Consider the following 23,492-nt stretch of genomic DNA (forward strand, 5'->3'; position numbering starts at 1 on the left):
TAATTATTTCAAAGCATTAGCACCACTGACAATTTCAGTAATTTCAGTAGTGATTTCTGCTTGTCTTGCACGGTTTAATTTAGTAGTTAAACTCGAAACCAAATCATCAACGTTGTCCGTAGCACTCTGCATTGCAGTCATTGAACTGGCATGTTCTGCAGTTTTGGCATCCAGAATAGCACCGTAAATGGTAGAGCGGGCATATTGAGGAATTAGTGTTGTTAAAACGGCATTAACATCAGGTTCGATATCGTATTCTAAGTCTTTATGAGCTTCAGCTTCTTTGACACCAATATCAATGTCAACGATCGGCAACATTTTTTCAACCCGAAATGCAGATGATAATGAATTAATATGGTGGGTGTAACAAACATACAGCTCATCATAAACTCCGTTCAAATACATTTTGATCGCAGTTGAAACAATTGGTAAAACTTCATCAAATGTAGGTACATCAGTGATACTGTCATTTTCATAGACAACATTAAGATTGTTTTTCTTGAAAAAATCAGCACCTACTGACCCCACGGCTAAGACTTTAATATCTTTATGTTCAGCTTTTGAATCCTCAAACAGACCCATCATGTTTTTAATGACAGCACTGTTATAAGATCCGACTAGACCACGGTCACCGGTAATAACCAAATAACCGGTAGAGTTAATCTTTTTGCGTGCCTGGACCATATCGGAAACAATCCCCAACCCAAAGACATTTTCATAGTCAATTTTGCCAATACTGTCTTCGTCAATTGCCACATGCTCTTTATGCAAGTGATTGACTACTTCAGCACTCATCAAACGCGACAAAGTCTGTCGCACATGATCATTATAAATCGTGTAGCCTTTGTCCCGCTTTTCAGTTTGGTTTAACTTTGATGCTGAAACCATTCTCATGGCCTCGGTAATTTTACCAGTTTGCTTGACTGAAGCTATTTTTTTCTTCAACGCAAGTAAAGATGCAGGCATATAACTACCTCCTATTTATTACTTGGTGAAAAGCTATCCGCAAATTTAGAAATTGCTGCTTGCAATTTCTTTTCATCTGGCAGGTCACCAGTCTTGCGAATATGTTCTAGTAAATCTGCGTGATTAGTATCGAAGTTGTCGTATAACTCTTTTTCAAACTTGGCAATATCATCAACTGGAACAGAATCAAGATAGCCGTGAGTTAAAGCATAAAGAATGACAACTTGTTTTTCAACCGGAATTGGCGTATGCAAAGGCTGTTTCAAAACTTCAACAACTCTTCGTCCACGATTCAGTTTGGCTTGAGTTGCCTGATCCAAATCGCTGCCAAATTGAGCAAAGCTTTCCAGTTCATGGTAAGCTGCTAAGTCAGTACGAAGCGTACCAGCAACTTTCTTCATAGCCTTAATTTGAGCACTACCACCAACACGAGAAACTGAGTTACCAGCATCAATAGCTGGACGAGTACCGGCAAAGAACAAATCACTTTGCAAGAAAATTTGACCATCAGTAATTGAAATTACGTTAGTTGGAATATATGCTGAAATATCTCCCGCTTCAGTTTGAATAAACGGAATAGCAGTCATTGAACCGCCACCCAGTTTATCACTCAACTTAGCACTACGCTCTAATAAACGAGAGTGCAAATAGAAGACGTCACCAGGATAAGCTTCACGACCAGGCGGACGACGGAGAAGCAAAGAAAGTTCACGGTAAGCAACGGCTTGTTTGGACAGGTCATCAAAGACCACCAAAACATCCTTGCCATTGTACATGAATTCTTCGCCCATAGCTGTTCCGGCATATGGTGCTATATACAGCATAGGTGCCGGCTCACTTGGTCCAGCTTCGACGACAATTGTATAATCCATTGCGCCAAAGCGTTTTAATGTTTCTACTTGAGATCTGACAGTTGATTCCTTTTGACCAATAAAGACATAAATACAAATAACGTCTTGTCCTTTTTGACTCAAAATTGTATCAATTGCCAAACTTGTTTTACCAGTTTTACGGTCACCAATAATTAACTCACGTTGACCGCGACCGATTGGCACCAAAGCATCAATGGCTTTGATACCCGTTTGCAGCGGCTGATTAACTGACTGGCGTTCCATAACACCCGGTGCCGAAGCCTCGATTGGACGAGTCTTTGACGTTTTTATTTCGCCAAGTCCATCAACTGGCTGACCTAGTGGGTTAACAACGCGACCAATTAGTGCATCTCCAACCGGCACACGCATAATTTCACCGGTTCTTTTGACTTGGTCACCTTCACGAATATCATCAAAATTGCCCAAAATAATGATACCAACATCATTTGATTCCAGGTTTTGTGCAATGCCATAAGAACCATTGTCAAATTCCAATAGCTCGTTGGCCAAAACATTGTTCAATCCGTGAGCCCGGGCGATACCATCACCTATGTATGTAACAACTCCAACTTCATTAATGTCGAGCTTATCATCATAGTGTTCAAGCTGCTGCTTGATTAAAGAGCTAATCTCTTCTGCTTTTATGCTCAATGGTTTCACCTCTTTTAATTTTTATTAATTAACTGCGCACGAATTTTTTTCAGTTTGTTTTTGACTGACCCATCGATTACGCAATCGCCAACTTTTAAAATTACGCCGCCAATAATACTTTGGTCAACCACATTAGTGAGAATGACTTTTTGCAAATTATATTTTTGGGCGTAACCAGCACCTAATTTTTGCAATTGCTCTTGATCTAGCGGCACTGCTGAAACAGCAACACCAGTTTCGATCTTTTGACTTTGATTATATAAGTCATTAAAACATTTTATTATTTCCGGCAATTCCAAAAAATGGTCATAGTCTAGCAGTAAATTCAAAAAATTTTGAACTTCTTTGGTCAGACCTTGCTCAATCGCAGAAAGCGATTTCGCTTTTTCAGCACTGTTAAAAATTGGATCGCTAAAAGCTTGCAAAATCTGCGGATAATCTGAGATAGCTTGTGCCAGCTCCTGCAAATCAGTATGAACTGACTCCAAAGCATCCATATCCTCTGCATAATCAAATAGTGCAGTACCATAGCGTGCAGCAATCTCTTCTGTACTTAAGGCCATTATTTATTCAGCCCCTTAATAAACTGATCAACCAAATCTTTTTGGTCATCAGCAGATAAATTCTTAGAAATTACTTTTTCCGCAATCGTCACAGAAATATCTGCTACTTGTGCACGGGCTTCATCTAAAGCATCAGCTTTTGCCTGAGCGGCAGCGACCTTGGCCTTTTCATGAATTGAAGCCGCGTTATCATTTGCTTCTGCCACAATCTGCGTACTGGTTTTTTCAGCATTCGCCTTTGCATCAGTAAGAATTTGCGTTGCTTCTTGTCTTGAGTTCTTCAAGGCAGCTTCACGCTCATTAGCCAAAACTTCGGCCTTTTTGCGATTGTCTGCAGCCGAATCAAGATCATTGATTACCTTTTGGCGTCTTTTTTCCATCATGTCGGAGACAGGGCCCCAAGCATAATGCTTAACCAAAAGAAGCAAAATTGCGAAAACAATTAAATACCAAAGAGTATTTCCAAGGTAAATGTGACCTGCTGAGGCTGCAAATAAAATTTGAAATGTCATTTACTGCCCTTCTCTCTTTTACCTAAATTATATTAAATAAAATTAAACGAAGAGAATCAGGAAAGCAACAACAATCGCTAAAATAGGAACGGCTTCAATCAAACCAACACCAATGAACATTGTTGATCTCAAGTTACCAGCGCTTTCTGGTTGACGGGCCATACTCTCAACGGTCTTAGTGATAACTTTACCATTACCCCAAGAAGCTGCTAAAGCAGCAATACCAGCTACGATAGCTGCTGAGATATATTTAAAAGCTTGTGACATATTTAAACCTCCAATAAATTATTCTTTTGTAACCTTTTTCCCGACATAAACCATGGATAAGGTTACGAAAACATATGCCTGGATAGAGCCAATGAAGACAGAGAATCCTTGCCAGATCATAGCAAGCGGTGCTGCTAAAACCAAAGTGACAACACCAAAGCTAGGAGCAAAGCTGTTACCTATTAAAGTTAACAACACTTCACCTGCATAGATATTACCATATAAACGCAAAGATAATGTCAAAAAGTTAGTGACCTCTTCAATCATATTTATGGGAAACAGGAAACTAACAGGTTCGGCATAATTGCGCCAATAGCCACCAGTACCGAATTTTTGCATTCCAAATGTAAATGAAAGAAGCAAGGTCATCATTGCAAATGACATTGTCGTCACTGGGTCCGCAGTAGGAGATTTAACAAAGATGTTATCTCCTGCTTTAACCTCTAAGAAGAGGCCTAACTGGTTCATAAACCAAATATAGATGAATAGAACAAAAGCATACAAGGAAAGGTGCTTTCTTGCATCCACATCACTGACATTGTCTTTAACAATACCATCAGTGAAGTCTATGAGGTATTCCATGATATTTTGCTTTTTATTCGGCTTCATCTCCACTTTGCGCGATAGCCAGATGCAGACAAACAATACTACAGCTGCCATTAACGTTGAGCCTATGATCCCAGACAGATCAAATGTTAAACCCAGAAATTTAAAAACAAATGATTGCTCCAATTCTTCGTGACCTCCCTTCTCGTGTCCAAATTATCGAACACTCATACAATATTAACACCATTCAATAATTTTGTGAAAAATGTAAGCGAATTTTGCGACTATTTTACCTAAAAACAGTTATTTAGTACCAAATAGCCGGTCGCCGGCATCCCCCAGACCTGGTGTAATATAGCCGTTTGGCAGCAATTTTTCATCTTCTGCAGCAGCATAAATATCAACGTCCGGATTTTCTTCTTGAATAGCTTTGACGCCTTCAGGAGCAGCTACCAGTACAGCCAGTTTGATTACTTTGACGCCACGCTTTTTAAGCGCACCAATCGCCATATTAGCTGAACCACCAGTAGCAAGCATTGGATCTACGACCAAACATTCACGTTCAGCCACATCTTTTGGCATTTTGCAGAAATACTCATGTGGCGTAAGGGTTTCTTCATCCCGGTACATGCCAATTACCCCAACTTTAGCCGAAGGAATCATTTCCATAACACCGTTAAGCATACCAATACCGGCACGTAAAATTGGCACAATAGTCAATTTCTTGCCGGCAATCTCTTTTTGGGTGGTCTTGCCAATCGGTGTTTCAATTTCAACATCTTTTAGCGGCAAATCTCTGGTAATTTCATAAGTCATCAGTCCCCCGATTTCACCAACTATCCGCCGAAACTCGTTGGAACTTGTTTCCTTACGCCTAATAATTGTTAACTTGTGTTGAATTAACGGATGATTTAAAACCGTAAATTTGCCCATCTTTTTCCTCCTATAAACATAATTACGTTTACGAGTATTTTAATAAAAAAAACAAAGGGTTTAAAGTCCTTTGCTAGTAAATTTTTATTTTGCCATATAATGATGACCTGCAGCAGCCTTATTAAGCCGATTCATGTAGGCTAGAGTGTCCTCGCTACCGTTAAATCCCTGCACAAAAATTTGTTTAATTTCGGGCTTATCGTCAAAATAGCGCAAGCCCCCGAATAAATTATGATCGGCATCCGCTAAATTTTGACCTAGATTAAATTTATTAACTGCTGGCAGCTTGATTTTTTTAAGCACATCAGCTAAAGCCATCACCCCTGTCGCAGTCGTCAACTCTATTCTTGCAAAATCCTTGGGATCATCAACCACGACTACCGGGGCACTGGGAGCATAATGGCGGTATTTCATCCCTGGAGCTTTTGGCACATCCTTATCGGAAACTTTGCCGCTGTTAATTAAAACTTTTTCACCCAGGGCCTTACCCAACTCTTCTGGTGTAATTGCACCCGGACGTAAAACCACTGGAGTAGCAACAGAAAGGTCAATAATGGTCGATTCCAACCCCACTTCTGTGGGACCACCATCAATAATTCCCGCAATTTTACCCTTTAAATCATGATAAACATGCTGGGCAGTAGTCGGACTAGGCTTAGTTGATGTGTTTGCAGAAGGCCCGACAATTGGATAACCCAATTTACTGATCAATTCATGAGTCAGAGCATCATGAGGGCAACGAAAAGCCACGGTGTCAAGACCACCAGTGACAGCTTTAGGCAAACTGTCAGGTTTAACATATAGCAAGAGAGTTAGCGGACCAGGCCAAAATTTTTTAATTAATTTTTGAGCACGTTCCGGCACTTCTTTGGCATATTTAGACATCATTTGAGCATCAGAGACTGTCACAATTAAGGGATTGTCACTAGGACGACCTTTTGCTGCATAAACATTTTTAACGGCTTGCTCATTTGTAGCAAGCGCACCTAAGCCATAAACGGTTTCAGTAGGAAAAGCAACTAATTCCCCTTCAGCAAGCAACTTTACTGCATCATCTATTTGATCCTGTGAAAAAATTTTTGTTTCCATCATTTATGCCACTTTCCCTTAACCATACGCGGTTTTCCGGCTAAATCTTTTCTAAATTCTATGGTAAAGTCAGGCAGTTCTTGAGCAAATAACTCTGCCAGCTGGTCTTTTTCACTAAAACCAAACTCTAAGAAAAATTCGCCGCCACTATTTAAATGATCGCGTACCTGTTTAACAAATTTCTGATAAAATTCAATGCCGTTTTTACCACCAAAAAGCGCTTCTTTTGGTTCATTTTGCAGAACATTCTGGTCCATTACGTCTTTTTCTGTTTCCTTAATATAGGGAGGATTAGAAATTATTTTATCGAATTTTTCCAGTCCGATTAAGATATTGGCTTTACGGACTGTCACATCCACTTTATGAATCAAAAAGTTTTCTTCACTTGTTCTTAAGGCAGCATCAGTGACATCAGAAGCATATAAATCAAGGTCTGTAATTTGCTTTTTGGCAGCTTCTTTAGCTAGAGCTACGGTAATGCAGCCAGAACCGGTACCCAAATCAAGCACTTTGTCTCCACTAGCTAGATCCTGCAGAGCCCATTCAACCAATTCCTCTGTTTCAAAACGGGGAATTAAAACGCCGCGCTGCACTAAAATCTTGTAGCCAAAAAACCAGGAATAACCCAAAATATACTGGGGCGATATCCCTTTAGCCAGCTGGCGCAAATCATTTTGTGCCTGTTTAACCTGCTGCGGCGTTAGCTCCATATCTTGTTTTAACTGAAATTCACTAGGACTCAGCTGCAGTCTTTCAGCCAGTAAAAAAGCAATATCTTCCGGTCTTTGTTCAGGTGCAGTTTCAGCAGCCCAGATTCTCAGACTCTTTAAAGTGTCAATCTTAGACATTTTGTTCAGCCAGCTCCTCTAGTTGCTTAGTTTGATTATACAAAATCAAAGCATCAATGATTTCATCAAGTTCACCATTCATTATCCGGTCAAGTTTATTAAGCGTCAAGCCGATACGATGATCAGTCACACGGTTTTGCGGGTAGTTATAAGTTCTGATGCGCTCAGATCTGTCACCGGTTCCGACAGCATTTTTACGTTTGGCATCATACTTGTCCCGGTTTTGACTTTCATAATAATCATAGACACGAGATTTTAAAATCTGCATAGCTTTCTCCCGGTTTTGCTGCTGACTACGTTGATCCTGCATTGCAACAACGATTCCTGTCGGCAAGTGCGTCATACGCACAGCACTTGAAGTTTTGTTAATATGCTGACCACCGGCACCACTAGAACGGTAGACATCAACTCTAATATCTTTGGGATCTAAATCAAGGTCAACCTGCTCATATTCAGGCATGACAGCTACAGTTGCCGTTGAAGTATGAACACGACCTTGAGATTCAGTTACAGGAACGCGTTGCACGCGATGAGCGCCATTTTCATATTTAAGTTTTGAATAAACCTTGTTGCCAGTAATCATAATGGCAATCCGTTTATAACCGCCAACTTCGGTTGGCTCACTGTCGACAATAGAAACCTGCCAGTTTTGTCTTTCTGCATATTTTTCATACATTCTGAGCAAATCACCGGCAAATAAGGAAGCTTCATCCCCACCAGCAGCTCCCCTGATTTCCATAATGATATCCTTGTCATCATTAGGATCCTTTGGCAGCATTAAAATCTTGATTTCATCTTCCAGTTTGTCAATATCTTGCTCTAACTCGTTATTTTCATCTTTGGCCATTTCTACCAAATCAGAATCATTTTCATTAGCAATAATATCCTTATTATCAGAGATTTCTTTTTTATCGGCCTTATATTTGCGGTATTTTTCAACTACATCTCGCAAATCTGCTTCTTCTTTAGAAACCTCCATATACCTTTTAGTATCATTGATAACTTCTGGGTCAGCCATCATCTCTTGTAATTCGTCATAATGAGCAACAAGACTTTCAAGCTGTGCCATAATTTTATCCATGTTGTTCTAATCCCTTCCTATCTTTCTTGCTCCGGGTGAAAATAATGAAACCGACAAACCGGATAATAACTTTCATCCCCGCCAATTTGAACTTGTTCGCCTTCATAAACCGGTTTACCATTGTGTATCCGCTGATTCATTGTAGCCTTTCTACCGCAGTAGTGGCAAATCGTTTTGATCTCTTTTATTTTATCAGCAAAAATTAATAAATTCTTGGTTCCTTCAAATAAATTATTTTGGAAGTCGTTTTTTAAGCCAAATGTCATTACCGGAATACCTAAATCGTCCACTATTTTGGCACATTCCACCACATGATGACGCTCCAAAAACTGTGCTTCATCCACAAACACGCAGGCAATCGCGCCATCTCCACGTGCTTTTTCCTGCTCATTCAACTTTTTTATATAAGCAAAAATATCAAAATCATGGTCAATCGGAACTGCATTTCTGTGAAGTCCAATTCTTGAGGCCACAGTTCCAACTCCGCTGCGATCATCAATCCCACTGGTTAACAAAGCGATTTTACGACCTTGAGCTTCATAGTTATGAGCATCCTTTAGTATCTCTAAAGTTTTGCCACTGCTCATCGTGCCATACTCAAAAAATAATTGTGCCATTTTTGCTCCTTTGTTTCATTTAAATTCACCTAACTCATCTAGTATAATGTAAAAATAAAATATGTGTAGTTAAATGGTTAAAAACTCGTTTTCAATTTGTGGCTATGCTATAGTTGATAGTGATTTTAAAGCGAGGGAAGAAAATGAGTTTTAAGTCTGTAATAGCAAAAGGCGCGGGTAAATCAAGTTACTGGTTTTTACATAATGTGTTAAAAGGCGGTACCAGTTTTCCCGGCAAGTTGGCAATGGATCTGGATCCTGAAATTTTAAAAACACTGGCTGAAGGCTATGAAACTGTAGTTGTTACAGGTACAAATGGTAAAACAATGACTACAGCTTTGATCGTAGCAGCACTGCGGGAAAAATACGGTGACGTTTTGACCAATCCATCGGGTTCCAACATGCAGCAGGGAATCGTGACCGCTTTTTTGGCACATAAAAAGAAAAAGTCTTCGAGACCAATTGCAGTGTTAGAAGTTGACGAAGCTAATGTCAAAATGGTGACGGAATTGCTTCATCCCAGCGTTTTTGTTTTAACCAATATCTTTCGCGACCAAATGGATCGCTATGGTGAAATCTACACAACCTACGATAAAATTGTTGAAGGAATCAAACTGGCACCCAAGGCTACTATTATTGCCAATGGTGATGCCAGTATCTTTTCTTCAGTCGACTTACCTAATCCTAAAATTTTTTATGGCTTTAAACTGCCTAGCGATGAGCCGCAAAATGACAGCAAGGCTCCTGTCAATACCGATGGCATCTTATGTCCTAAGTGTGATCATATTTTACATTATCATGAACGTATTTATGCCAACTTGGGAGATTTTTTCTGTCCTAACTGCAACTATCACAGACCCGAATTAACCTATTCTGTTAACAAGATTATTGAGCAGTCACCAAATAAACTCAAATTTCAAATGGGCAAAAAAGACTACAGCATTAACATTGGCGGAACTTACAATATTTATAATGCTCTAGCTGCTTATTCTGTGGCACGCTATTTTGACCTGAGTGAGGAAGAAATTGCTCAGGCTTTTGCAAAAAATAAGCGGATTTTTGGCAGACAAGAATTAATTAAATATGAAGGAAAAGAAATTGACCTGATCTTAGTTAAAAATCCGGTTGGTCTAGATGAGGTGCTGCACATGCTTAACACTGAAAAAGATGATTATTCATTAGTAGCATTGCTTAATGCCAACCACGCTGACGGCATTGACACTTCCTGGATTTGGGATGGTCAGTTTGAAGATCTCAACCATAAGCAAATAAAAAAAATTTTGGTTGGTGGCGAACGCTGGCACGACATGGGCTTTCGTCTGGAAGTCGCCGGTTTTAATCCGGGTGAAATGGTTACCTGCACAGATAATGAGGAAGTAATTGCCAATATTGCCAATTTGCCAACTAAAAAAGTTTACATTTTGTCTACCTATACTGCTATGCTCTCTTTACGCAAGACTATGGCTGAGAAAAAGATGATTAAGGCTGGGATGTAAAAGCAACAATAATATAAATTAAAAACCCGCAAAGTGTGTAATGAAACATTTTGCGGGTTATTTTTATTTTGCATTTTGTTTATAATTCAAATTTTAATAATTAATTTATATTTTTATAGGATTATAATTCACTGAACTGATCTTATTAAATGATAAATGACTAATATCAACTTCAACATCTTTATCATCAAATACTACTAAATTATAATCTTGATTTTCCTTTGATGTCATTGCACTGCCATACTTTATTCCACTATATTGTGATTTTATAACGTCACTTATATATTGGGTAGGTAAGTAATCTAAAGAGTTGTACTGACTTCCACTTGGTTTTCTCATATCCTCACAAATTGAATTAAGAATATCGCGATTTATTTGATAGTCAATTAAAAATTCTGGATCCATACTACTACCAAATACTGAAATGTTATCTAGTTTCGTTAAATCAACAATTTCTAAATCTTTCTTTAATGTAAATTTTCCAGTTACTACCACATCTCCAACAGCAGGTCTAATTTCATCAATTGTTAATGACTTATTACTTGATAAATATAAAACTCCTATTCCAGTTGAATTTAGCCTACCAGCAGAGACAAGACTTTTGGGGGGTATTTTCATATCTCCACTTTGATAATTTTTTCTTTTATTGTCATGATCTATTCTTGAACGATAAAAAATTGTCCCTGCCTTTATAATAATTTTCGTCCACTCTAAAAATTTTAAAAATATATCCGGTCTAAAATAATTATTATAAAATCTATTATGATACTTTATATCTTTACAAAAGTCCTTCCAGCTATGATTGCCCAGTATTGATCGATTACATCTTTCACTTTTCGATTCCAACTGTGGAATTATTGTAATTGATGGCACTGGAAAATTATTATTAAAGAGAGCAGTCAAAAATTTTTGTATTTCTTCTGCATTAATTGCAAATATGTTCCAATCTTTTTCCAACGAGCTAAAAGTATTTGTTAAATGAACAGAATTTTTATATTTTTTATCTACATCTTCTTCATAAACTGACAAAAGATTCTCAAAATCATCTTTAAGTCCAATATCTGAATTAGTATCAAAAATATAATCTACTTCATTATGAATGTCACAAACATCTTTATGGTTAATTCTTTTAATTCTTTCTATTATATCAGTATCTTTAAAACATTTGACACAAACTTTCATTTTTTTCTTTCATCTAAATATCTATTCATAATTTCTAAATGATGCATAATTGAGTATTTTTTTAGTACCCCTAATCCGTGATACAGTTTGGTATCATAATTTTCTCTTAAAATATCAGCTCCCAATGAATGATTTTTCTTGGGCTGCCTATCATACCAAACTGCAAATTTTTCGAGAGCCTCAAGTACCTTAGCATTTGGATCCCTAATATCTGAATTACTATCAGAAGTAAAGTGACGAATTCGAAGTTCATCTTTGTCACCAAAATAAACTAAATGTATTGAAACAGCTAATGGTGCAAAACCATGGTCATTGTATTCCTTTCCAATTATTGAATAATCACTAAAACCAAAATAACCAGCATTATTAAAGATTTGATGATCTATTGAAAATAACTCATCTTTCTTTTTTAAATAATCTGCGTTACGTTCCTGTTTATTAAACTTGTCATCTAATAAAATAAGCTTTTTTGCATTTTGAAATTTCATTTTAAAAGATGTATTATCTGGTATTATTTTAAGCACTTTATCGTTATCGATTTTTGAAACATCTAGATTAAAAATATCCGAATCTAGAAAAACAGCCGCAGTTTCTTCAGTAGACATCTTTTGTAATATATCAATATCAGACTGCGATTTTATAATTCTACCTTTAATAAAGAATTTGCTGTTTCTCGCATCTTTAAATTCCTTCGTATTAATTTTCTTATAAGATCCCACCTGAGCGTTCTGAATAGCCACAAATTTTTTCTTGTTATCTATCATGTACAGCACTAGTTTTTTAAATTGTGATTTTTCATTTACAGGCTCAATAATCGGCACAATATTATTATTAATCTTTTTATTCCTAACTAGTTCTTCAATCGCCTTCAATTCAAATAATTTTCCGCGTAAGTATGGAAAGTACATAATTTAACCCCTTTCACTTATATTTTTCCTGTAGTCTCTGATTTAGTTCTTCAATTTGTTTTTTCCGATAATCGGAAAAATAAATTACTTCTCTTAAGGCAGGCGAAAAACTTAATATTAACGAATTATTATCCTTATATTTATTTAGATAACGGAGTTTAAGCATAGTAGTTAGTTCCTGCTGAGCTATCTCAATCGGTAGCTGTTTAAACATTTTTAAGCTATCTCTAAAGTAATGGAAATCATCTGCGTTTGATAATTTACCAAAATATTTCAACAAAATTTCTTCATATTCTTTTTTTCTCAATATTTTGAATATTACTGTATGATCGAGAAAATTATTGTATTCATTTGCTTCTCGAATTTTCTTTATAGTGTTTCTTTTAGTTAAAACATATAATCCTACATTTTTATTAAGTACAGCTTTTTCCACTTTTTTTAGATGAGCTTCATCCATAATGACGTTAACATAAGTAAATGCTTTAAAATAATCTTGCAGTTGGCCTTTTAGTCTTTTTAGGCTATCTAGTCCACTTTTTATTTCGAAAACTTGAGCTTTACCATTTATTAGAATGAAATCAGCAATTGAATTACTGATCGGGAGTTCTCTAATTGCACTAGTTGTATTTAAGCTATGTCTACCAATTAATAAATTATTTAATAACTGATTCTTATAATAATATTCATTACGATAATTTCTTTTCATGAAATTATAAATGGCGTCAAAAGCGTCCTCTTGAGTTTCAATTTGCTTTGAAAGAGAATACTTATCAATTACTATTTCATTGATCGCACTTTTTCCGCTAGTCAAAATTTGATTTATATTTGTTTTTGTAAAAACACGATTAATTAGAGAATCCATTATATAACTCCTTTAAAAATATTATAAATGGCTACCCTTACAATCTCAAGTGGTATTAAACCTAGTATGGATAAATTTAATTTTTAAAAGAGTCAATTAAATAATAAGTTAAGACTCTACGCATCGTTTTTTTCTATGTTAAAGATCTTGACGCTGTTTTCTTGTGCTATTTTTTTGTTAAAGTTGTGAGCCACTTCAATAACTATTGAAGGCAGTTGGTAAATTAAGCGGTGTACTTCATCAGCATTTTGATGATCCAGGCTAGAGGTAATTTCATCTAGTAAAAAAATCTTCTTATGACTCAGCAGTCCTCTGGCAACAGCCAGTCTCTGTGCTTGTCCACCGGAAAGATTGCTACCTTGTTCTTTAAATTTAAAATCTAATGCTTTGCTACCGAGTTCATTGATGTGAACCCTAAAATTTGGACAATATATTAGCTAAATTAAGGACTAATTGCCGATATTCAATCAGAGTTAGTCCTTTTAGTTTGCTTTTGAACTTAAAACTAATGTATTTATACCTAGGTGCGTATTGGCATACAACGATATAGATCCCGATAGCTCCCACTTGCAGAGTTAAATCTTTTCCAGCATATTTTTTACATTTGGCTAAAACACCATGAAAATTATATTTTAAGCATTAAAACATCTTCAATTTAGCCTTAAATAATATTAGTGAACATCATTTACGGTATTAAAAATGTACGATAAAATTAAAGTATACTTGATTAGAAATTAATTATAAAAACTAAAAATCGTTATTAATTTTTGCTATCAGGTATTTTTGTCCACCACGCCAGTGACACCAAACCTACGGCAATATCGCTTCAGGAGGAAGTAATGATTAAATTTAAGAAGGCCTTTTCGATTGGCGCCACTGTTTTAGCGGCACTGACAATTGCAGGTTGTTCTAACAATAAGACTAGTAAAGAAAGTCCTAATAAATCTATTAAAACCACTCATCAACAAAAGAAACCAGAACCAAAAGTGGCAGACTATCCCAATATTAAAGCTGCGGAAGCTGCTCTCAGTAAAGGTAAAAATTTAAAAGGTAAGACAGTACAATTTAAAATTAAGAAATTCGAGCCTCAAAGTTCCTTTGGTTACAACATGGAAACCGGCAAGCATCTTAATTTTGTTAGTCCAGAAAATCCCAACGCTAAAAAGGGAGATACTGTTTTTCTAAAAATCAAAAAAGTAAAATCGGTACTTGGCTCCTTTGTCATCACCTATTCTGATCTATCTAAAGTCAATTAATGATTATAATAAGGGATACTAATATAGCAAATCTATTTCGTAAAGTATCAAAAAATTTTTAACGACCCAACACATATAGTTTTAAATATAGGAGGAAGTAATGAAAAAGCGTACGAATGTATTGTCAGTAGCTGCTATTTGTTTAGCAGCCTTATCCTTAGTTGGTTGTTCTAAGAATAGCAATAGTAATGAGTCTGATAACAATAAGCCGAAAAGCAGCCAAAAAGTAAAGAAATCGAATACTCAAAAAACGTCTTTTAGAAAATCTTTTGACAAAATTCAAGTCGGTGACGTCATGCAACAAGGTAATGGCGGGAGTACTCTTAAAGATGTGAAAAACATTTTGGGTCAGCCAAATTCGATTTCAGCCACTGAGGTTAAAGGCTTTAAGGTAAAATCATATTCGTGGACTAAATATGGGACTACAATAATGGTTCAATTTAGTCATAAAAAGGCTATTACCAAAACTGTCTCGGGCTTTAAATGGAGCCGCAACAGCACTAAGCTAACGCTTAAAGCATTTAACTCAATAAAAACAGGTAGTTCTTACAGTACACTTGTCAACACTTATGGTGAACCTGACGGGTTGAACGAAAATGTCGTTTTAGGGAAGAAAAATGTAACTGCGGTTTACTTCACTGGAATTAAAGCAAAAACTGCAGGAGCAAATGCCAGTTTCACATTTGCCGATGATAAACTAGTGTCTAAAACTGAAACTAATTTAAAATAAATAAAAAAGCTAGATGAGCAAAACTCATCTAGTTTTTTATTAGGTAATCTTATGCAAATTTAATTGTTTGGTCTCGCAAGCCTTGATTAAGAGTGAGAAAATAAGGCTCATATCTTTTCTACACAATCGGGCAATAATTAAAAATTTAACTGACAAAATCGCTTTTTTATTTACTTTACTATTTGTCAACAATTATTCTAAATATTCATTAAAAAATGATATTTATTAATGTATAATTATTTTTGAGGTGAGGAAAATGGATGAGAATACAGAAACAAATGCGTGGAGATTTGTTGACCTAGTATTTACAGGGAAAAGATATGCAAAAAAGCAGTACGATAATTTAGGTGAACTTGCTGGAAAGCTCAAAAGTAATGAAATCGCTTTAAAGTACATTGATCTCGATATTCAAGATCTTATTTATAGCACTACTGTTGGCAATGATGAAAAATTAAAGAAAATATTAAAAAACTGCTATTATGAACTTGACAAACCAGATCCAGAGCAAGTTAATGAAAATAACTTACCCTTTTACCTGAGAGAATTAAAAGATCTTACAGATTCTGAAAGTCAAAACCTTTATAATAATGTAGTTATTTCATATAAACGGTATTATGGTGCTATTACTAAACAAGGGGATTTGGTTAATATTAAGGAACGACTTGATGACCTAGAACGAAGAGTTGAAAATAATAGTATAAATGCAGAAAACAATATTAAAAAGGAGCTTTATCCAGAATTCATTACACTTCTAGGAATCTTCACTGCTATTACTTTTGCCATTTTCGGTGGAATGAACTTACTTAGCAATTTATTCAAAAATATGAGGAATACACATGCTTCATTAGGTCATGCTCTAATTCTTGCTTCAATTTTCGGTTTCACCGTGTTGGGAATTATTGAAATACTGTTTATTTGGATTTCAAAAATCAATCTAACAAAAGTTGACAAAGACAATAGAAAAGATAAAAAAGAAGATTGTTCAGGATCAGATAGGACTTGCATAAATAAAAAATGTTTAAACAAGAATTGTTCAAATATAGATTGTTCAGATGAAATTTGCTTAAATAAAGATTGTTCAAATGCCATAGATAAAGAAGAAATTAAAATAGTTAAACATAAAAAAATTTTTTATTGGTTTGCATTTAGTTTTTTAACAGTAATACTAATTTTGGGATTTGTGTTATTTTTCTTTTAGAAAAATATTTTGCATATTAATAAAAAGTATGTATCGGTAAATAGACAATTTTACACTTTGAGATAGCTTTTAAATTTGAAACAAATTTGAGAATTTTATTTTAGCTAAACACTAATAGATTAGTCCACTTACTGATCAATTTAAAAAAATAAAGTTTTAGCCAATTTGGGCTAATTCATAAAACCAAAGAAAAAAGAGTCTGGGAAAAAAGTGCTCTTTGAAGTTAAATTAAAAAATTTCACAATTTAAAAAGACCGACAAATCAACGTTTTATTGACGTGATTTGTCAGCCTTTTTAGTTAGGTTAGAGTTTTTTCCCAGACTCTTTTTTAACTCTCTGATGGACAAATGTTGGGCACTAGCTACCACCACGATTGCCGTTGAGCTGTTTTTATTGGGATATCCGGGATAGCATTGCACTTGCTGTAATGCTTGTTACATCAACGTTTTCAGAACTCAATTTAAAATTTTGCACCGAATTTTGTACCCGATTTATCCATTCATGTAATTGTCTAGTTTTTCAACAGCCTTATTCTGATGATACTTTGATACGTGAGTGTAAATATCCATCGTAGTTTTAATGGACTTATGTCCTAGCCTAGCTTGTACGTCTTTCATAGAAACACCTGCTTCAAACAACAGGGAGGCGTTGGTATGCCTAAAACCGTGAATAGTAATACGCCTAAGACCTGCTTTTTCGCAAATAACTTTATTCCAGTTTACAATAGCGCCCTCACTCAATGGCTTGTTCTCTACCCCACGGTTAAATATGACCTGATCACTTGTAATGCTAATAACTACTGCTTGTTTACGCTGTTCTTGTTGCCACTGTTTTAGAATATTTGCTGTACTCTTATCAATTGCTATTTTACGATAGCTGCTATTGGTTTTTGGTGTTTGCACAATAACCTTATTATTTAATCCTTTGGTAAGGGTACGTTTAACACTCAATACATTCTCTTTAAAATCAATATCAGACCATTTAAGCGCTAATGCTTCTCCTCGGCGCAATCCTGTATAAGCTAACAGTCTAAACAAGGTAAACGCCTTTTTGTTGTATTTCTCAGCATACATCAGGAACTTCTTTAGCTCCTCTTTAGTATAAAAGTTGGTAAACTCCTTGTGGACATTCTTAACTTTAGGACGAACCACATTCTTCATAGGATTTTTATTGATTAACTCTAACTTAATAGCATAGTCAATTGCATCACTGGTATAAAAAATGTATTTCTTATAAGTTCCTGGTGCATCCCTAAACCACTGGTTTACTGCCTTTTGACACTGAATTACTGTCAGCTTATCCAAATAAATATTACCTAGCACCTTAACCACATGGTCATTAAGAATACGTTTTGTAGTGGCAAAGGTGCTTTCTTTGACTGTCGGTCGATAAACCTCTAGCCACATCTCTATCACTTCAGAAAGCTTAACCCGTCGTTCATTAAATGGCTTATATTCTCCTGTCTCAATGGCTAACTCTGCTTTTAGATACGCTTCACGTGCTTCTTTTAGGCTCTTTAAGCTGCTTTTTCTAATTAAGATAGATTTACCTGTACTCCTATCTTTACCAGCATAGATACTGAATTTATAACGTCTCTTACCTGTTTTAGTTTCATATTCAATAATGTTCATAGTTTAGTTACCTCTTTTAGTTTTAAAAGGCAATGGTGGACTAATCAAAGTATCCTAATCTATGTTTAATATATGTTCAATAATAAAATAGGAGTTATCAATAAAAATTATCTTCGTCTTGGTATAGATAATCAGGATCTTCATAACCAACATCTAGATAGTTATCTTCTACATCAATTTCTCTGTCTTTTAGCTCATCAACATATTTGTCTATAATAGCAGTATTTTCTTTATTTTCCTTTTTATAATCACTAAATAATTCTAAATATTCCTTATCCTGAGAATTGGTTAATAAGAAGTTTTTAAGCTTTTTGTCTTTCAACAATCTATCATATAATTCATCAATTATACCTGAAAATTCATTAATTTCGTATTTGTCCGGTTCATATATAGAATATATTGTTTCTTTAACATAATTTGCAAATTGTTTATTATAATCTTTTTCTTCAAAAGTATCTTTTTTAAAAGTATTTACTTGTTTCTGTAATTTCTTTAGTAGATCCACATATTGATTAATTGCTAATCTAGCAGAAGATAAATCAAGATATTTTATTTTATCGATTGCCTCTTTATGTAAATCTTTTTCTTTATCAAAATTCTCCATATAAAATTTGCCTAAAGACGTAAGATTATGGGGTGACTCAGGATAAAATATTTTATTTTTAATTATCTCATGTAAATTAAAAATAATTTTATATTTATCGCCTTTGTTAATATTTTTAAATTTTTCACCATTAAGTATTTGTTTGAAATGTGTTAACCAATAGTCCTTAACTTTTTGTGTTAATAAAAATGTTTTATCATCCCTTTTGTAAAGCTCTCTAGGTATAACATCTCTACTTGTCAACTTAATATAAATATTTACCTTATTAGAAAAATCATCATAAACTGAAAAAGCCATTTTAGGATCATAACCAGTAAAATAAAATTCATGAATTACTTTTATCATTTCAGACGTTGTGTAAGTCATTCCTTGAATATATGGAACAGATACTTTGAAAAAATCAGCTAATTTTTGCCATGTTTCAATTTTGGGTTCTCTATCCCCTCTTTCATATTTAGAAAGAGTATCTGAGGTTATAGAAATTAAGCCTCTGCTTTTAAGCTCTGTTACAGTTTCTTTTAAAGTTAATTTTTTTTTATATCTTTCTTCTCTTATCCTATTCATTGTGTATCTCCTCTTAGATAAATAATACCATTTTTTCCTAAATAATTATACATATTGTATTGAAATTAAAAAATACATATTGTATAATTTCGTAAAATACAAATTGTATAAACGAGGTGAGAAATGTGACAGAGTATTTTTCATACAAGCAAGCTATGAATTATTTGGGGTTTAATTCTTATAAAACCTTAAAGCAGTTAGTTACAGCAGGCTTACCAATTATTCAAGTTGGTAAAACAAAAAAAATTAGCAAGAGTGCAATAGATGAATTCATGAGAGATCATCAACAGACTTTTATTGATTAGAAAGGAAGATTAACATGCCACAAACAGCTACTATACCAAATTATCTTGACAATAAATTTATTCAAATGGCTTCAGAAAGTAGTACTTTAAATGAATGCTTAAGTTTACTCACAGACAAAATAGATGAAATTATAAGTCCTAGTGACTTAACGTTGGATAAATTGAATAAAATATCAGCTTTGGCCAAGTTAATTGAAAGTTATGCAGATAAACATAATAACTTGGTAAACCAAACTTATATGTTGGTTACTTGCGGAAAGGATTAACAAAAATGAAAACATTTGTTAAAAATACTAAAGCATTGAATACTGGCTTAATAGCTGCATCCCTTCAAAGCGAAAACATGTTAAGAGCTGCGGAAATAATGCTTGAAAAACTACATAGTATACAGGGTCCTGAAGACATGACGCTAGATGATTATGAACAGCTTTATGCGTTAACAGACTTAATGAAAGTTTACGCAAAATACCAGCGAGATGAAATATCACATACACAAATGCTAATTGAGTTTAAAGAGGAGTAAAACTTATGGAAGAAAAAGAGATTAAGACTGTTATTGTTAATACAATTAAAGAAACTCTTAGCAAACCCAAACCATATTTAAATCGCCGTGAAATTGCAAAATATTTTGGTGTAGCTGACTCAACTATTAGCAATTGGGCTTCTTTAGGGATGCCGGTAGCTGTTATCGATGGGCGCAAAATGTATGGCAAGGAAAGTATAACCAACTGGTTAAAGTCAAAAGAGCAAACAAAAAAAGCCCGTTACTAACCAACAGTAACGAGCAACAAGCAAAATAATCCATTAATAAAAATTAAAACCACAATAGGCAATGGTGGATTAATCAAAGTATTCTAAATGAAATATTTTCTTAATTATAAATAAAACGAGGTATTTATGCTAGTAGATTATGCTATTAAATATTCTGAACATGGTTTTTCAGTAATTCCAATTGGTCAAAATAAGCGACCATTAATTAAATTTGCTGATAGACCATCCTTAACAGTAAAACAAATTAAACAAATATGGGCTAAATATCCGAATGCCAATATTGCGATTAAGACCGAACAATTTTTTGTCATTGACGTTGATCGTCACGGTAATAACGTAGATGGCTTAAATTCCATTAGAGAACTCAATCATCCTGAGTGGTTTAGAAATACTTTAGCTGAGAAGACAGCACACAATGGCTTTCATTTCTTTTTTCAAAAGCCTATCAATGAAAAAATCACTCAAAACATTGGTTTCTTGCCTGGTGTTGATTTAAAAGCACATCCCAATAACTACATAGTTGTAGCACCTAGCCGAATTAACGGTAACCCTTATCAATGGCTTAATCATTGCCCTATTAAGACAGCACCACAAGGCTTAATTAATCTAATTAGGAGCAGACATCAAGCTAAAGACACCCTTTATAAAACTAACAGTAATAAAACCAAAACAGCACAGCTTTTTGAAATGATTACTACAGGTTTGGGGGAAGTTGGAAACCGCAATGATACCTTAACTAGCTTTATAGGTGGTTTGCTATTTCGTGGTGTTGACCCCTATTCAGTAGCAGAATTAGCACACATTGTTAATGAACACACTCCCGACCCTTTACCTGAAAAAGAAGTCATTAAGACTATTAATTCAGTAGCAAAGAAAGAAAACAGGAGGTGTTAATGTTAATGATCAAAGAAGAACTCGATACAGTAGAATTAGATAAAATTAAAGATCGGCAAAGTAATCCAACAATACCTTGGATTTATAGAGATGAACAAAGTGACAAACGCAAAGTTGACATCCCTAAACTAGGTAAAACTATCCTAGCTGAACATAACTGCTTAATCGTTGAAAACGGCAATAAAGAGGAGTTTTACGAATATAGCAAAAAATTGCATTATTGGGAACAACGCAATATTAAAAGCCTGAAAAGTGCTGTTACTAGACTATTAAATAGACAAGGAATGTGGAAAGATAAAACAGCTAGAGATGCCTTTCACTTTATCACTGACAGTATTAAGCGGGTTAAATGGGCTGATACACTTGGTAAAATTCAAGGCAACTACTTTAACTTTAAAAATGGGGTTTGGAATTGGGATGATTTCAAATTGCAAGAGCATTCGCCTAAATATTATTTCACTTCCTGCATAGATTATGACCTGGTGATTACTGATAAATATCCGAACGCACAAGCCGTTATAAATAGTTGGAAAAATAAAAATAGTTGGTTAGAAACAGAGAAATGGTTGGCACTTTCAGTAGGTGAAAACATGCAATCATTGATGGAATTCATAGGTTACATATTCTATCCCAGTTATGAACCAATTCAATTATTTGTTATCCTGTTAAGCCCAGGTGGTGACGGTAAAACCACCTTTATGAACCACCTTACCACCCTTGTAGGCAATGAAAATACTTCTTTTGTTTCTTTAATTGATTTAGCAGACAAGCGTCCTAATAATTTTAGTCATTCAGAATTATACAATAAGTATCTAAATGAATATGACGATATATCAAACGCGTACATCCCTGATACTACTGTTTTACAGAAGTTAACCGGTGGCAGTTCAATAACTGCACCAGTTAAAAATAGGCCAGGTATTACATTATTTAATTATGCTAAATTGCTATTTGCATCTAATGACTTGCCTAGTTTTAGCAATACAACCAATGCATTTTTACGCCGAATTAATGTAATTAAGTTCTTTAAGATAAATAATTTTGAACAGACTATAGATATGAAAAAAGTTAAAAAAGAACGTGGTGAGTTTGTTTATAAATGTATGGTCTTAGCCAGGGATGCAATGAAAAGAAAAGAAATCAAACAAACTGAGTCAATTATTGCACAGAGAAACAATTGGATAGAAGATAACGACCCCATAAAGCAATTTATTAATGAAGATTGTACCTTAGCTCCAACGGAAGAAGTTGATGAAAATGATTTATACGGTGCCTATAAAGTTTGGTGTATTAAATATAATTTCAAACCAGTTAGCAAAACAAAATTCAAGAAAGAGCTTGAGAACAAAGGAATTTTTAGAAGTGTTGAAAACAAGCGTATTGATGGAGAAAAACGAAAAAGGCGGTATTTTTATAAAGGTATCAGCTTAAATTAAAGACAGGTACAAACCACAGACTTTCAATAAACCCTTATGAGAGTAACCACGGTGCAAATGGAACTTTCAAGGTTCAGATAAAAAAATGCCTAACTCGTTGAGAGAGTAAGTAAGGTACTAGTGGTACACTCTTTTTTAAAATAAATAAAATAATATATATATATTGGACTACATACCCCTATATACAATCTCTATCAAGCTCAAAAAAAGTGTACATTTTGTGCCAAGCTTACAGGCTGTAGGTTAGAGGGGTATTTCCCGATTTGTACCAAATGTACCACATCCGCAAAAAAGTTGGTATACAAAGGATTTGTTGAATCAGTTATTTGTGCCCTGCCTTTGTACCGTATCACATGTATTAAGCAAAGGAATTAAATTATATGTATTACTCACTTGAAGATATAAACAACTTCGATAAATTAGATTTTGTTATGCAGATTGAAAGAAAGTCTGGTAAGCAAGCTGCAATTCATTTCTGCGATTGCATGACATTAATTTTAAATAAGGCAAAGCATAACGATTATTTTGATGAAATGAACGATGAGCTAACTTGGTCTAGGATAGCCGTTGAACATGATGGTACCCCTACACTATTCTGTGGTTCCTTTTCAACTAAGACATTTTATATTTATACCATAAAAGGTAATCAAATTAAACGTGAGATTAAGCAACTAGGAAACAATTAAGTACAGCTGTTGATGCTAACGTC

General features: G+C 34.7%; 28 protein-coding genes. 11 read left to right on the top strand and 17 right to left on the bottom strand.

Annotation, left to right across the window (positions count from 1 at the left end; translation table 11 throughout):
* Window positions 1-3 precede the first annotated feature (3 nt).
* From LDM92_RS02355 to LDM92_RS02405, 11 genes are all read right to left on the bottom strand, one after another.
* Window positions 4-966, bottom strand: a complete 963-nt coding sequence (locus LDM92_RS02355; RefSeq protein WP_223901890.1) for a F0F1 ATP synthase subunit gamma — start codon at window positions 964-966, stop codon at window positions 4-6.
* 11 nt (window positions 967-977) lie between these two features.
* Window positions 978-2,489 (bottom strand): F0F1 ATP synthase subunit alpha, encoded by a 1,512-nt coding sequence (gene atpA, locus LDM92_RS02360; RefSeq protein WP_187154285.1) that lies wholly within the window; start codon window positions 2,487-2,489, stop codon window positions 978-980.
* A gap of 14 nt (window positions 2,490-2,503) precedes the next feature.
* The gene (gene atpH, locus LDM92_RS02365; protein ID WP_223901891.1) at window positions 2,504-3,052 is read right to left on the bottom strand and encodes an ATP synthase F1 subunit delta; all 549 of its coding nucleotides are present in this window, start codon (window positions 3,050-3,052) and stop codon (window positions 2,504-2,506) included.
* Window positions 3,052-3,564 carry a F0F1 ATP synthase subunit B gene (gene atpF, locus LDM92_RS02370; protein WP_223901892.1) on the bottom strand — a complete coding sequence of 171 codons (513 nt, stop codon included), beginning with the start codon at window positions 3,562-3,564 and terminating at the stop codon, window positions 3,052-3,054. Before atpF ends, atpH begins: the two co-directional genes overlap by 1 nt.
* A gap of 42 nt (window positions 3,565-3,606) precedes the next feature.
* Window positions 3,607-3,831, bottom strand: coding sequence for a F0F1 ATP synthase subunit C (atpE, locus tag LDM92_RS02375; protein WP_034981200.1), 225 nt, complete (start codon window positions 3,829-3,831; stop codon window positions 3,607-3,609).
* Window positions 3,832-3,849: 18 nt separating this feature from the next.
* Window positions 3,850-4,563 (bottom strand): F0F1 ATP synthase subunit A, encoded by a 714-nt coding sequence (gene atpB / locus LDM92_RS02380; protein ID WP_046331973.1) that lies wholly within the window; start codon window positions 4,561-4,563, stop codon window positions 3,850-3,852.
* Window positions 4,564-4,680: 117 nt separating this feature from the next.
* Complete coding sequence (gene upp, locus LDM92_RS02385) at window positions 4,681-5,310, bottom strand: uracil phosphoribosyltransferase (RefSeq protein ID WP_198179422.1); 630 nt, start codon at window positions 5,308-5,310, stop codon at window positions 4,681-4,683.
* An 84-nt stretch (window positions 5,311-5,394) separates the two neighbouring features.
* Window positions 5,395-6,399: an L-threonylcarbamoyladenylate synthase gene (locus LDM92_RS02390; RefSeq protein WP_223901937.1), complete on the bottom strand. Its 1,005-nt coding sequence runs from the start codon at window positions 6,397-6,399 to the stop codon at window positions 5,395-5,397.
* Window positions 6,399-7,247, bottom strand: a complete 849-nt coding sequence (gene prmC, locus LDM92_RS02395) for a peptide chain release factor N(5)-glutamine methyltransferase (protein ID WP_223901893.1) — start codon at window positions 7,245-7,247, stop codon at window positions 6,399-6,401. The genes LDM92_RS02390 and prmC overlap by 1 nt, the downstream gene beginning before the upstream one ends.
* Complete coding sequence (gene prfA / locus LDM92_RS02400) at window positions 7,240-8,328, bottom strand: peptide chain release factor 1 (protein ID WP_223901894.1); 1,089 nt, start codon at window positions 8,326-8,328, stop codon at window positions 7,240-7,242. Before prfA ends, prmC begins: the two co-directional genes overlap by 8 nt.
* Window positions 8,329-8,345: 17 nt before the next feature.
* A complete protein-coding gene (locus tag LDM92_RS02405) occupies window positions 8,346-8,945 on the bottom strand; it encodes a thymidine kinase (protein ID WP_223901895.1) in 600 nt (199 codons plus the stop codon).
* Between the two features lie 143 nt (window positions 8,946-9,088).
* On the opposite strand from LDM92_RS02405, the gene LDM92_RS02410 reads away from it, so the two are divergent.
* Window positions 9,089-10,441, top strand: coding sequence for a Mur ligase family protein (locus LDM92_RS02410; RefSeq protein WP_223901896.1), 1,353 nt, complete (start codon window positions 9,089-9,091; stop codon window positions 10,439-10,441).
* Between the two features lie 105 nt (window positions 10,442-10,546).
* Here the strand turns inward: LDM92_RS02410 and LDM92_RS02415 are convergent, their stop codons facing one another.
* From LDM92_RS02415 to LDM92_RS02430, 4 genes are all read right to left on the bottom strand, one after another.
* Window positions 10,547-11,623 carry an RES family NAD+ phosphorylase gene (locus LDM92_RS02415; RefSeq protein ID WP_223901897.1) on the bottom strand — a complete coding sequence of 359 codons (1,077 nt, stop codon included), beginning with the start codon at window positions 11,621-11,623 and terminating at the stop codon, window positions 10,547-10,549.
* On the bottom strand, window positions 11,620-12,531 hold the full coding sequence (locus LDM92_RS02420; protein WP_223901898.1) for a sce7725 family protein: 912 nt from the start codon (window positions 12,529-12,531) through the stop codon (window positions 11,620-11,622). Before LDM92_RS02420 ends, LDM92_RS02415 begins: the two co-directional genes overlap by 4 nt.
* A 13-nt stretch (window positions 12,532-12,544) precedes the next feature.
* The gene (locus LDM92_RS02425) at window positions 12,545-13,393 is read right to left on the bottom strand and encodes a sce7726 family protein (RefSeq protein ID WP_223901899.1); all 849 of its coding nucleotides are present in this window, start codon (window positions 13,391-13,393) and stop codon (window positions 12,545-12,547) included.
* Window positions 13,394-13,509: 116 nt separating this feature from the next.
* The gene (locus LDM92_RS02430) at window positions 13,510-13,827 is read right to left on the bottom strand and encodes an ATP-binding cassette domain-containing protein (protein ID WP_309294907.1); all 318 of its coding nucleotides are present in this window, start codon (window positions 13,825-13,827) and stop codon (window positions 13,510-13,512) included.
* Window positions 13,828-14,232: 405 nt separating this feature from the next.
* Here LDM92_RS02430 and LDM92_RS02435 point away from each other — a divergent pair, with 405 nt between their 5' ends.
* The 3 genes from LDM92_RS02435 (at window position 14,233) to LDM92_RS02445 (ending at window position 16,577) form a co-directional block, all read left to right on the top strand.
* Window positions 14,233-14,649 (top strand): hypothetical protein, encoded by a 417-nt coding sequence (locus tag LDM92_RS02435; RefSeq protein ID WP_223901900.1) that lies wholly within the window; start codon window positions 14,233-14,235, stop codon window positions 14,647-14,649.
* Between the two features lie 100 nt (window positions 14,650-14,749).
* Window positions 14,750-15,379 carry a DUF3862 domain-containing protein gene (locus tag LDM92_RS02440; protein ID WP_223901901.1) on the top strand — a complete coding sequence of 210 codons (630 nt, stop codon included), beginning with the start codon at window positions 14,750-14,752 and terminating at the stop codon, window positions 15,377-15,379.
* Window positions 15,380-15,635: 256 nt separating this feature from the next.
* Window positions 15,636-16,577 (top strand): hypothetical protein, encoded by a 942-nt coding sequence (locus LDM92_RS02445; RefSeq protein WP_223901902.1) that lies wholly within the window; start codon window positions 15,636-15,638, stop codon window positions 16,575-16,577.
* Between the two features lie 492 nt (window positions 16,578-17,069).
* Here LDM92_RS02445 and LDM92_RS02450 read toward each other — a convergent pair whose 3' ends face one another.
* Together LDM92_RS02450 and LDM92_RS02455 are read right to left on the bottom strand one after the other, a co-directional pair.
* Complete coding sequence (locus LDM92_RS02450) at window positions 17,070-18,209, bottom strand: site-specific integrase (RefSeq protein ID WP_223901903.1); 1,140 nt, start codon at window positions 18,207-18,209, stop codon at window positions 17,070-17,072.
* A 97-nt stretch (window positions 18,210-18,306) separates the two neighbouring features.
* Entirely contained in the window at window positions 18,307-19,377 is a 1,071-nt protein-coding gene (locus LDM92_RS02455; RefSeq protein WP_223901904.1) for a helix-turn-helix domain-containing protein, read from the bottom strand.
* Window positions 19,378-19,502: 125 nt separating this feature from the next.
* Here LDM92_RS02455 and LDM92_RS02460 point away from each other — a divergent pair, with 125 nt between their 5' ends.
* The 7 genes from LDM92_RS02460 to LDM92_RS02490 all read left to right on the top strand — a co-directional run bounded on the left by LDM92_RS02460 (window position 19,503) and on the right by LDM92_RS02490 (window position 23,469).
* Window positions 19,503-19,682 (top strand): helix-turn-helix domain-containing protein, encoded by a 180-nt coding sequence (locus LDM92_RS02460; RefSeq protein ID WP_223901905.1) that lies wholly within the window; start codon window positions 19,503-19,505, stop codon window positions 19,680-19,682.
* A 14-nt stretch (window positions 19,683-19,696) separates the two neighbouring features.
* Window positions 19,697-19,948 (top strand): hypothetical protein, encoded by a 252-nt coding sequence (locus LDM92_RS02465; RefSeq protein WP_223901906.1) that lies wholly within the window; start codon window positions 19,697-19,699, stop codon window positions 19,946-19,948.
* A gap of 5 nt (window positions 19,949-19,953) precedes the next feature.
* The gene (locus LDM92_RS02470; RefSeq protein ID WP_198213827.1) at window positions 19,954-20,205 is read left to right on the top strand and encodes a hypothetical protein; all 252 of its coding nucleotides are present in this window, start codon (window positions 19,954-19,956) and stop codon (window positions 20,203-20,205) included.
* Window positions 20,206-20,210: 5 nt separating this feature from the next.
* A complete protein-coding gene (locus LDM92_RS02475) occupies window positions 20,211-20,453 on the top strand; it encodes a terminase small subunit (RefSeq protein WP_223901907.1) in 243 nt (80 codons plus the stop codon).
* A gap of 126 nt (window positions 20,454-20,579) precedes the next feature.
* Entirely contained in the window at window positions 20,580-21,347 is a 768-nt protein-coding gene (locus LDM92_RS02480; RefSeq protein WP_223901908.1) for a bifunctional DNA primase/polymerase, read from the top strand.
* Complete coding sequence (locus LDM92_RS02485) at window positions 21,347-22,783, top strand: DNA primase family protein (protein WP_223901909.1); 1,437 nt, start codon at window positions 21,347-21,349, stop codon at window positions 22,781-22,783. Before LDM92_RS02480 ends, LDM92_RS02485 begins: the two co-directional genes overlap by 1 nt.
* A 380-nt stretch (window positions 22,784-23,163) precedes the next feature.
* Window positions 23,164-23,469, top strand: a complete 306-nt coding sequence (locus LDM92_RS02490) for a hypothetical protein (RefSeq protein WP_223901910.1) — start codon at window positions 23,164-23,166, stop codon at window positions 23,467-23,469.
* Window positions 23,470-23,492 lie beyond the last annotated feature (23 nt).

It is taken from the genome of Lactobacillus laiwuensis (genome assembly GCF_019972835.1).
Taxonomy (GTDB): domain Bacteria; phylum Bacillota; class Bacilli; order Lactobacillales; family Lactobacillaceae; genus Lactobacillus; species Lactobacillus laiwuensis.

Bases quoted from the DNA above. Each gene is read 5' to 3' on its own strand.
- LDM92_RS02355 (WP_223901890.1), bottom strand. From the start codon at position 966: ATGCCTGCATCTTTACTTGCGTTGAAGAAAAAAATAGCTTCAGTCAAG.
- atpH (WP_223901891.1), bottom strand. From the start codon at position 3,052: ATGGCCTTAAGTACAGAAGAGATTGCTGCACGCTATGGTACTGCACTA.
- atpF (WP_223901892.1), bottom strand. From the start codon at position 3,564: ATGACATTTCAAATTTTATTTGCAGCCTCAGCAGGTCACATTTACCTT.
- atpE (WP_034981200.1), bottom strand. From the start codon at position 3,831: ATGTCACAAGCTTTTAAATATATCTCAGCAGCTATCGTAGCTGGTATT.
- upp (WP_198179422.1), bottom strand. From the start codon at position 5,310: ATGGGCAAATTTACGGTTTTAAATCATCCGTTAATTCAACACAAGTTA.
- LDM92_RS02390 (WP_223901937.1), bottom strand. From the start codon at position 6,399: ATGGAAACAAAAATTTTTTCACAGGATCAAATAGATGATGCAGTAAAG.
- prmC (WP_223901893.1), bottom strand. From the start codon at position 7,247: ATGTCTAAGATTGACACTTTAAAGAGTCTGAGAATCTGGGCTGCTGAA.
- prfA (WP_223901894.1), bottom strand. From the start codon at position 8,328: ATGGATAAAATTATGGCACAGCTTGAAAGTCTTGTTGCTCATTATGAC.
- LDM92_RS02405 (WP_223901895.1), bottom strand. From the start codon at position 8,945: ATGGCACAATTATTTTTTGAGTATGGCACGATGAGCAGTGGCAAAACT.
- LDM92_RS02410 (WP_223901896.1), top strand. From the start codon at position 9,089: ATGAGTTTTAAGTCTGTAATAGCAAAAGGCGCGGGTAAATCAAGTTAC.
- LDM92_RS02415 (WP_223901897.1), bottom strand. From the start codon at position 11,623: ATGAAAGTTTGTGTCAAATGTTTTAAAGATACTGATATAATAGAAAGA.
- LDM92_RS02420 (WP_223901898.1), bottom strand. From the start codon at position 12,531: ATGTACTTTCCATACTTACGCGGAAAATTATTTGAATTGAAGGCGATT.
- LDM92_RS02425 (WP_223901899.1), bottom strand. From the start codon at position 13,393: ATGGATTCTCTAATTAATCGTGTTTTTACAAAAACAAATATAAATCAA.
- LDM92_RS02435 (WP_223901900.1), top strand. From the start codon at position 14,233: ATGATTAAATTTAAGAAGGCCTTTTCGATTGGCGCCACTGTTTTAGCG.
- LDM92_RS02440 (WP_223901901.1), top strand. From the start codon at position 14,750: ATGAAAAAGCGTACGAATGTATTGTCAGTAGCTGCTATTTGTTTAGCA.
- LDM92_RS02445 (WP_223901902.1), top strand. From the start codon at position 15,636: ATGGATGAGAATACAGAAACAAATGCGTGGAGATTTGTTGACCTAGTA.
- LDM92_RS02450 (WP_223901903.1), bottom strand. From the start codon at position 18,209: ATGAACATTATTGAATATGAAACTAAAACAGGTAAGAGACGTTATAAA.
- LDM92_RS02455 (WP_223901904.1), bottom strand. From the start codon at position 19,377: ATGAATAGGATAAGAGAAGAAAGATATAAAAAAAAATTAACTTTAAAA.
- LDM92_RS02465 (WP_223901906.1), top strand. From the start codon at position 19,697: ATGCCACAAACAGCTACTATACCAAATTATCTTGACAATAAATTTATT.
- LDM92_RS02470 (WP_198213827.1), top strand. From the start codon at position 19,954: ATGAAAACATTTGTTAAAAATACTAAAGCATTGAATACTGGCTTAATA.
- LDM92_RS02475 (WP_223901907.1), top strand. From the start codon at position 20,211: ATGGAAGAAAAAGAGATTAAGACTGTTATTGTTAATACAATTAAAGAA.
- LDM92_RS02480 (WP_223901908.1), top strand. From the start codon at position 20,580: ATGCTAGTAGATTATGCTATTAAATATTCTGAACATGGTTTTTCAGTA.
- LDM92_RS02485 (WP_223901909.1), top strand. From the start codon at position 21,347: ATGTTAATGATCAAAGAAGAACTCGATACAGTAGAATTAGATAAAATT.
- LDM92_RS02490 (WP_223901910.1), top strand. From the start codon at position 23,164: ATGTATTACTCACTTGAAGATATAAACAACTTCGATAAATTAGATTTT.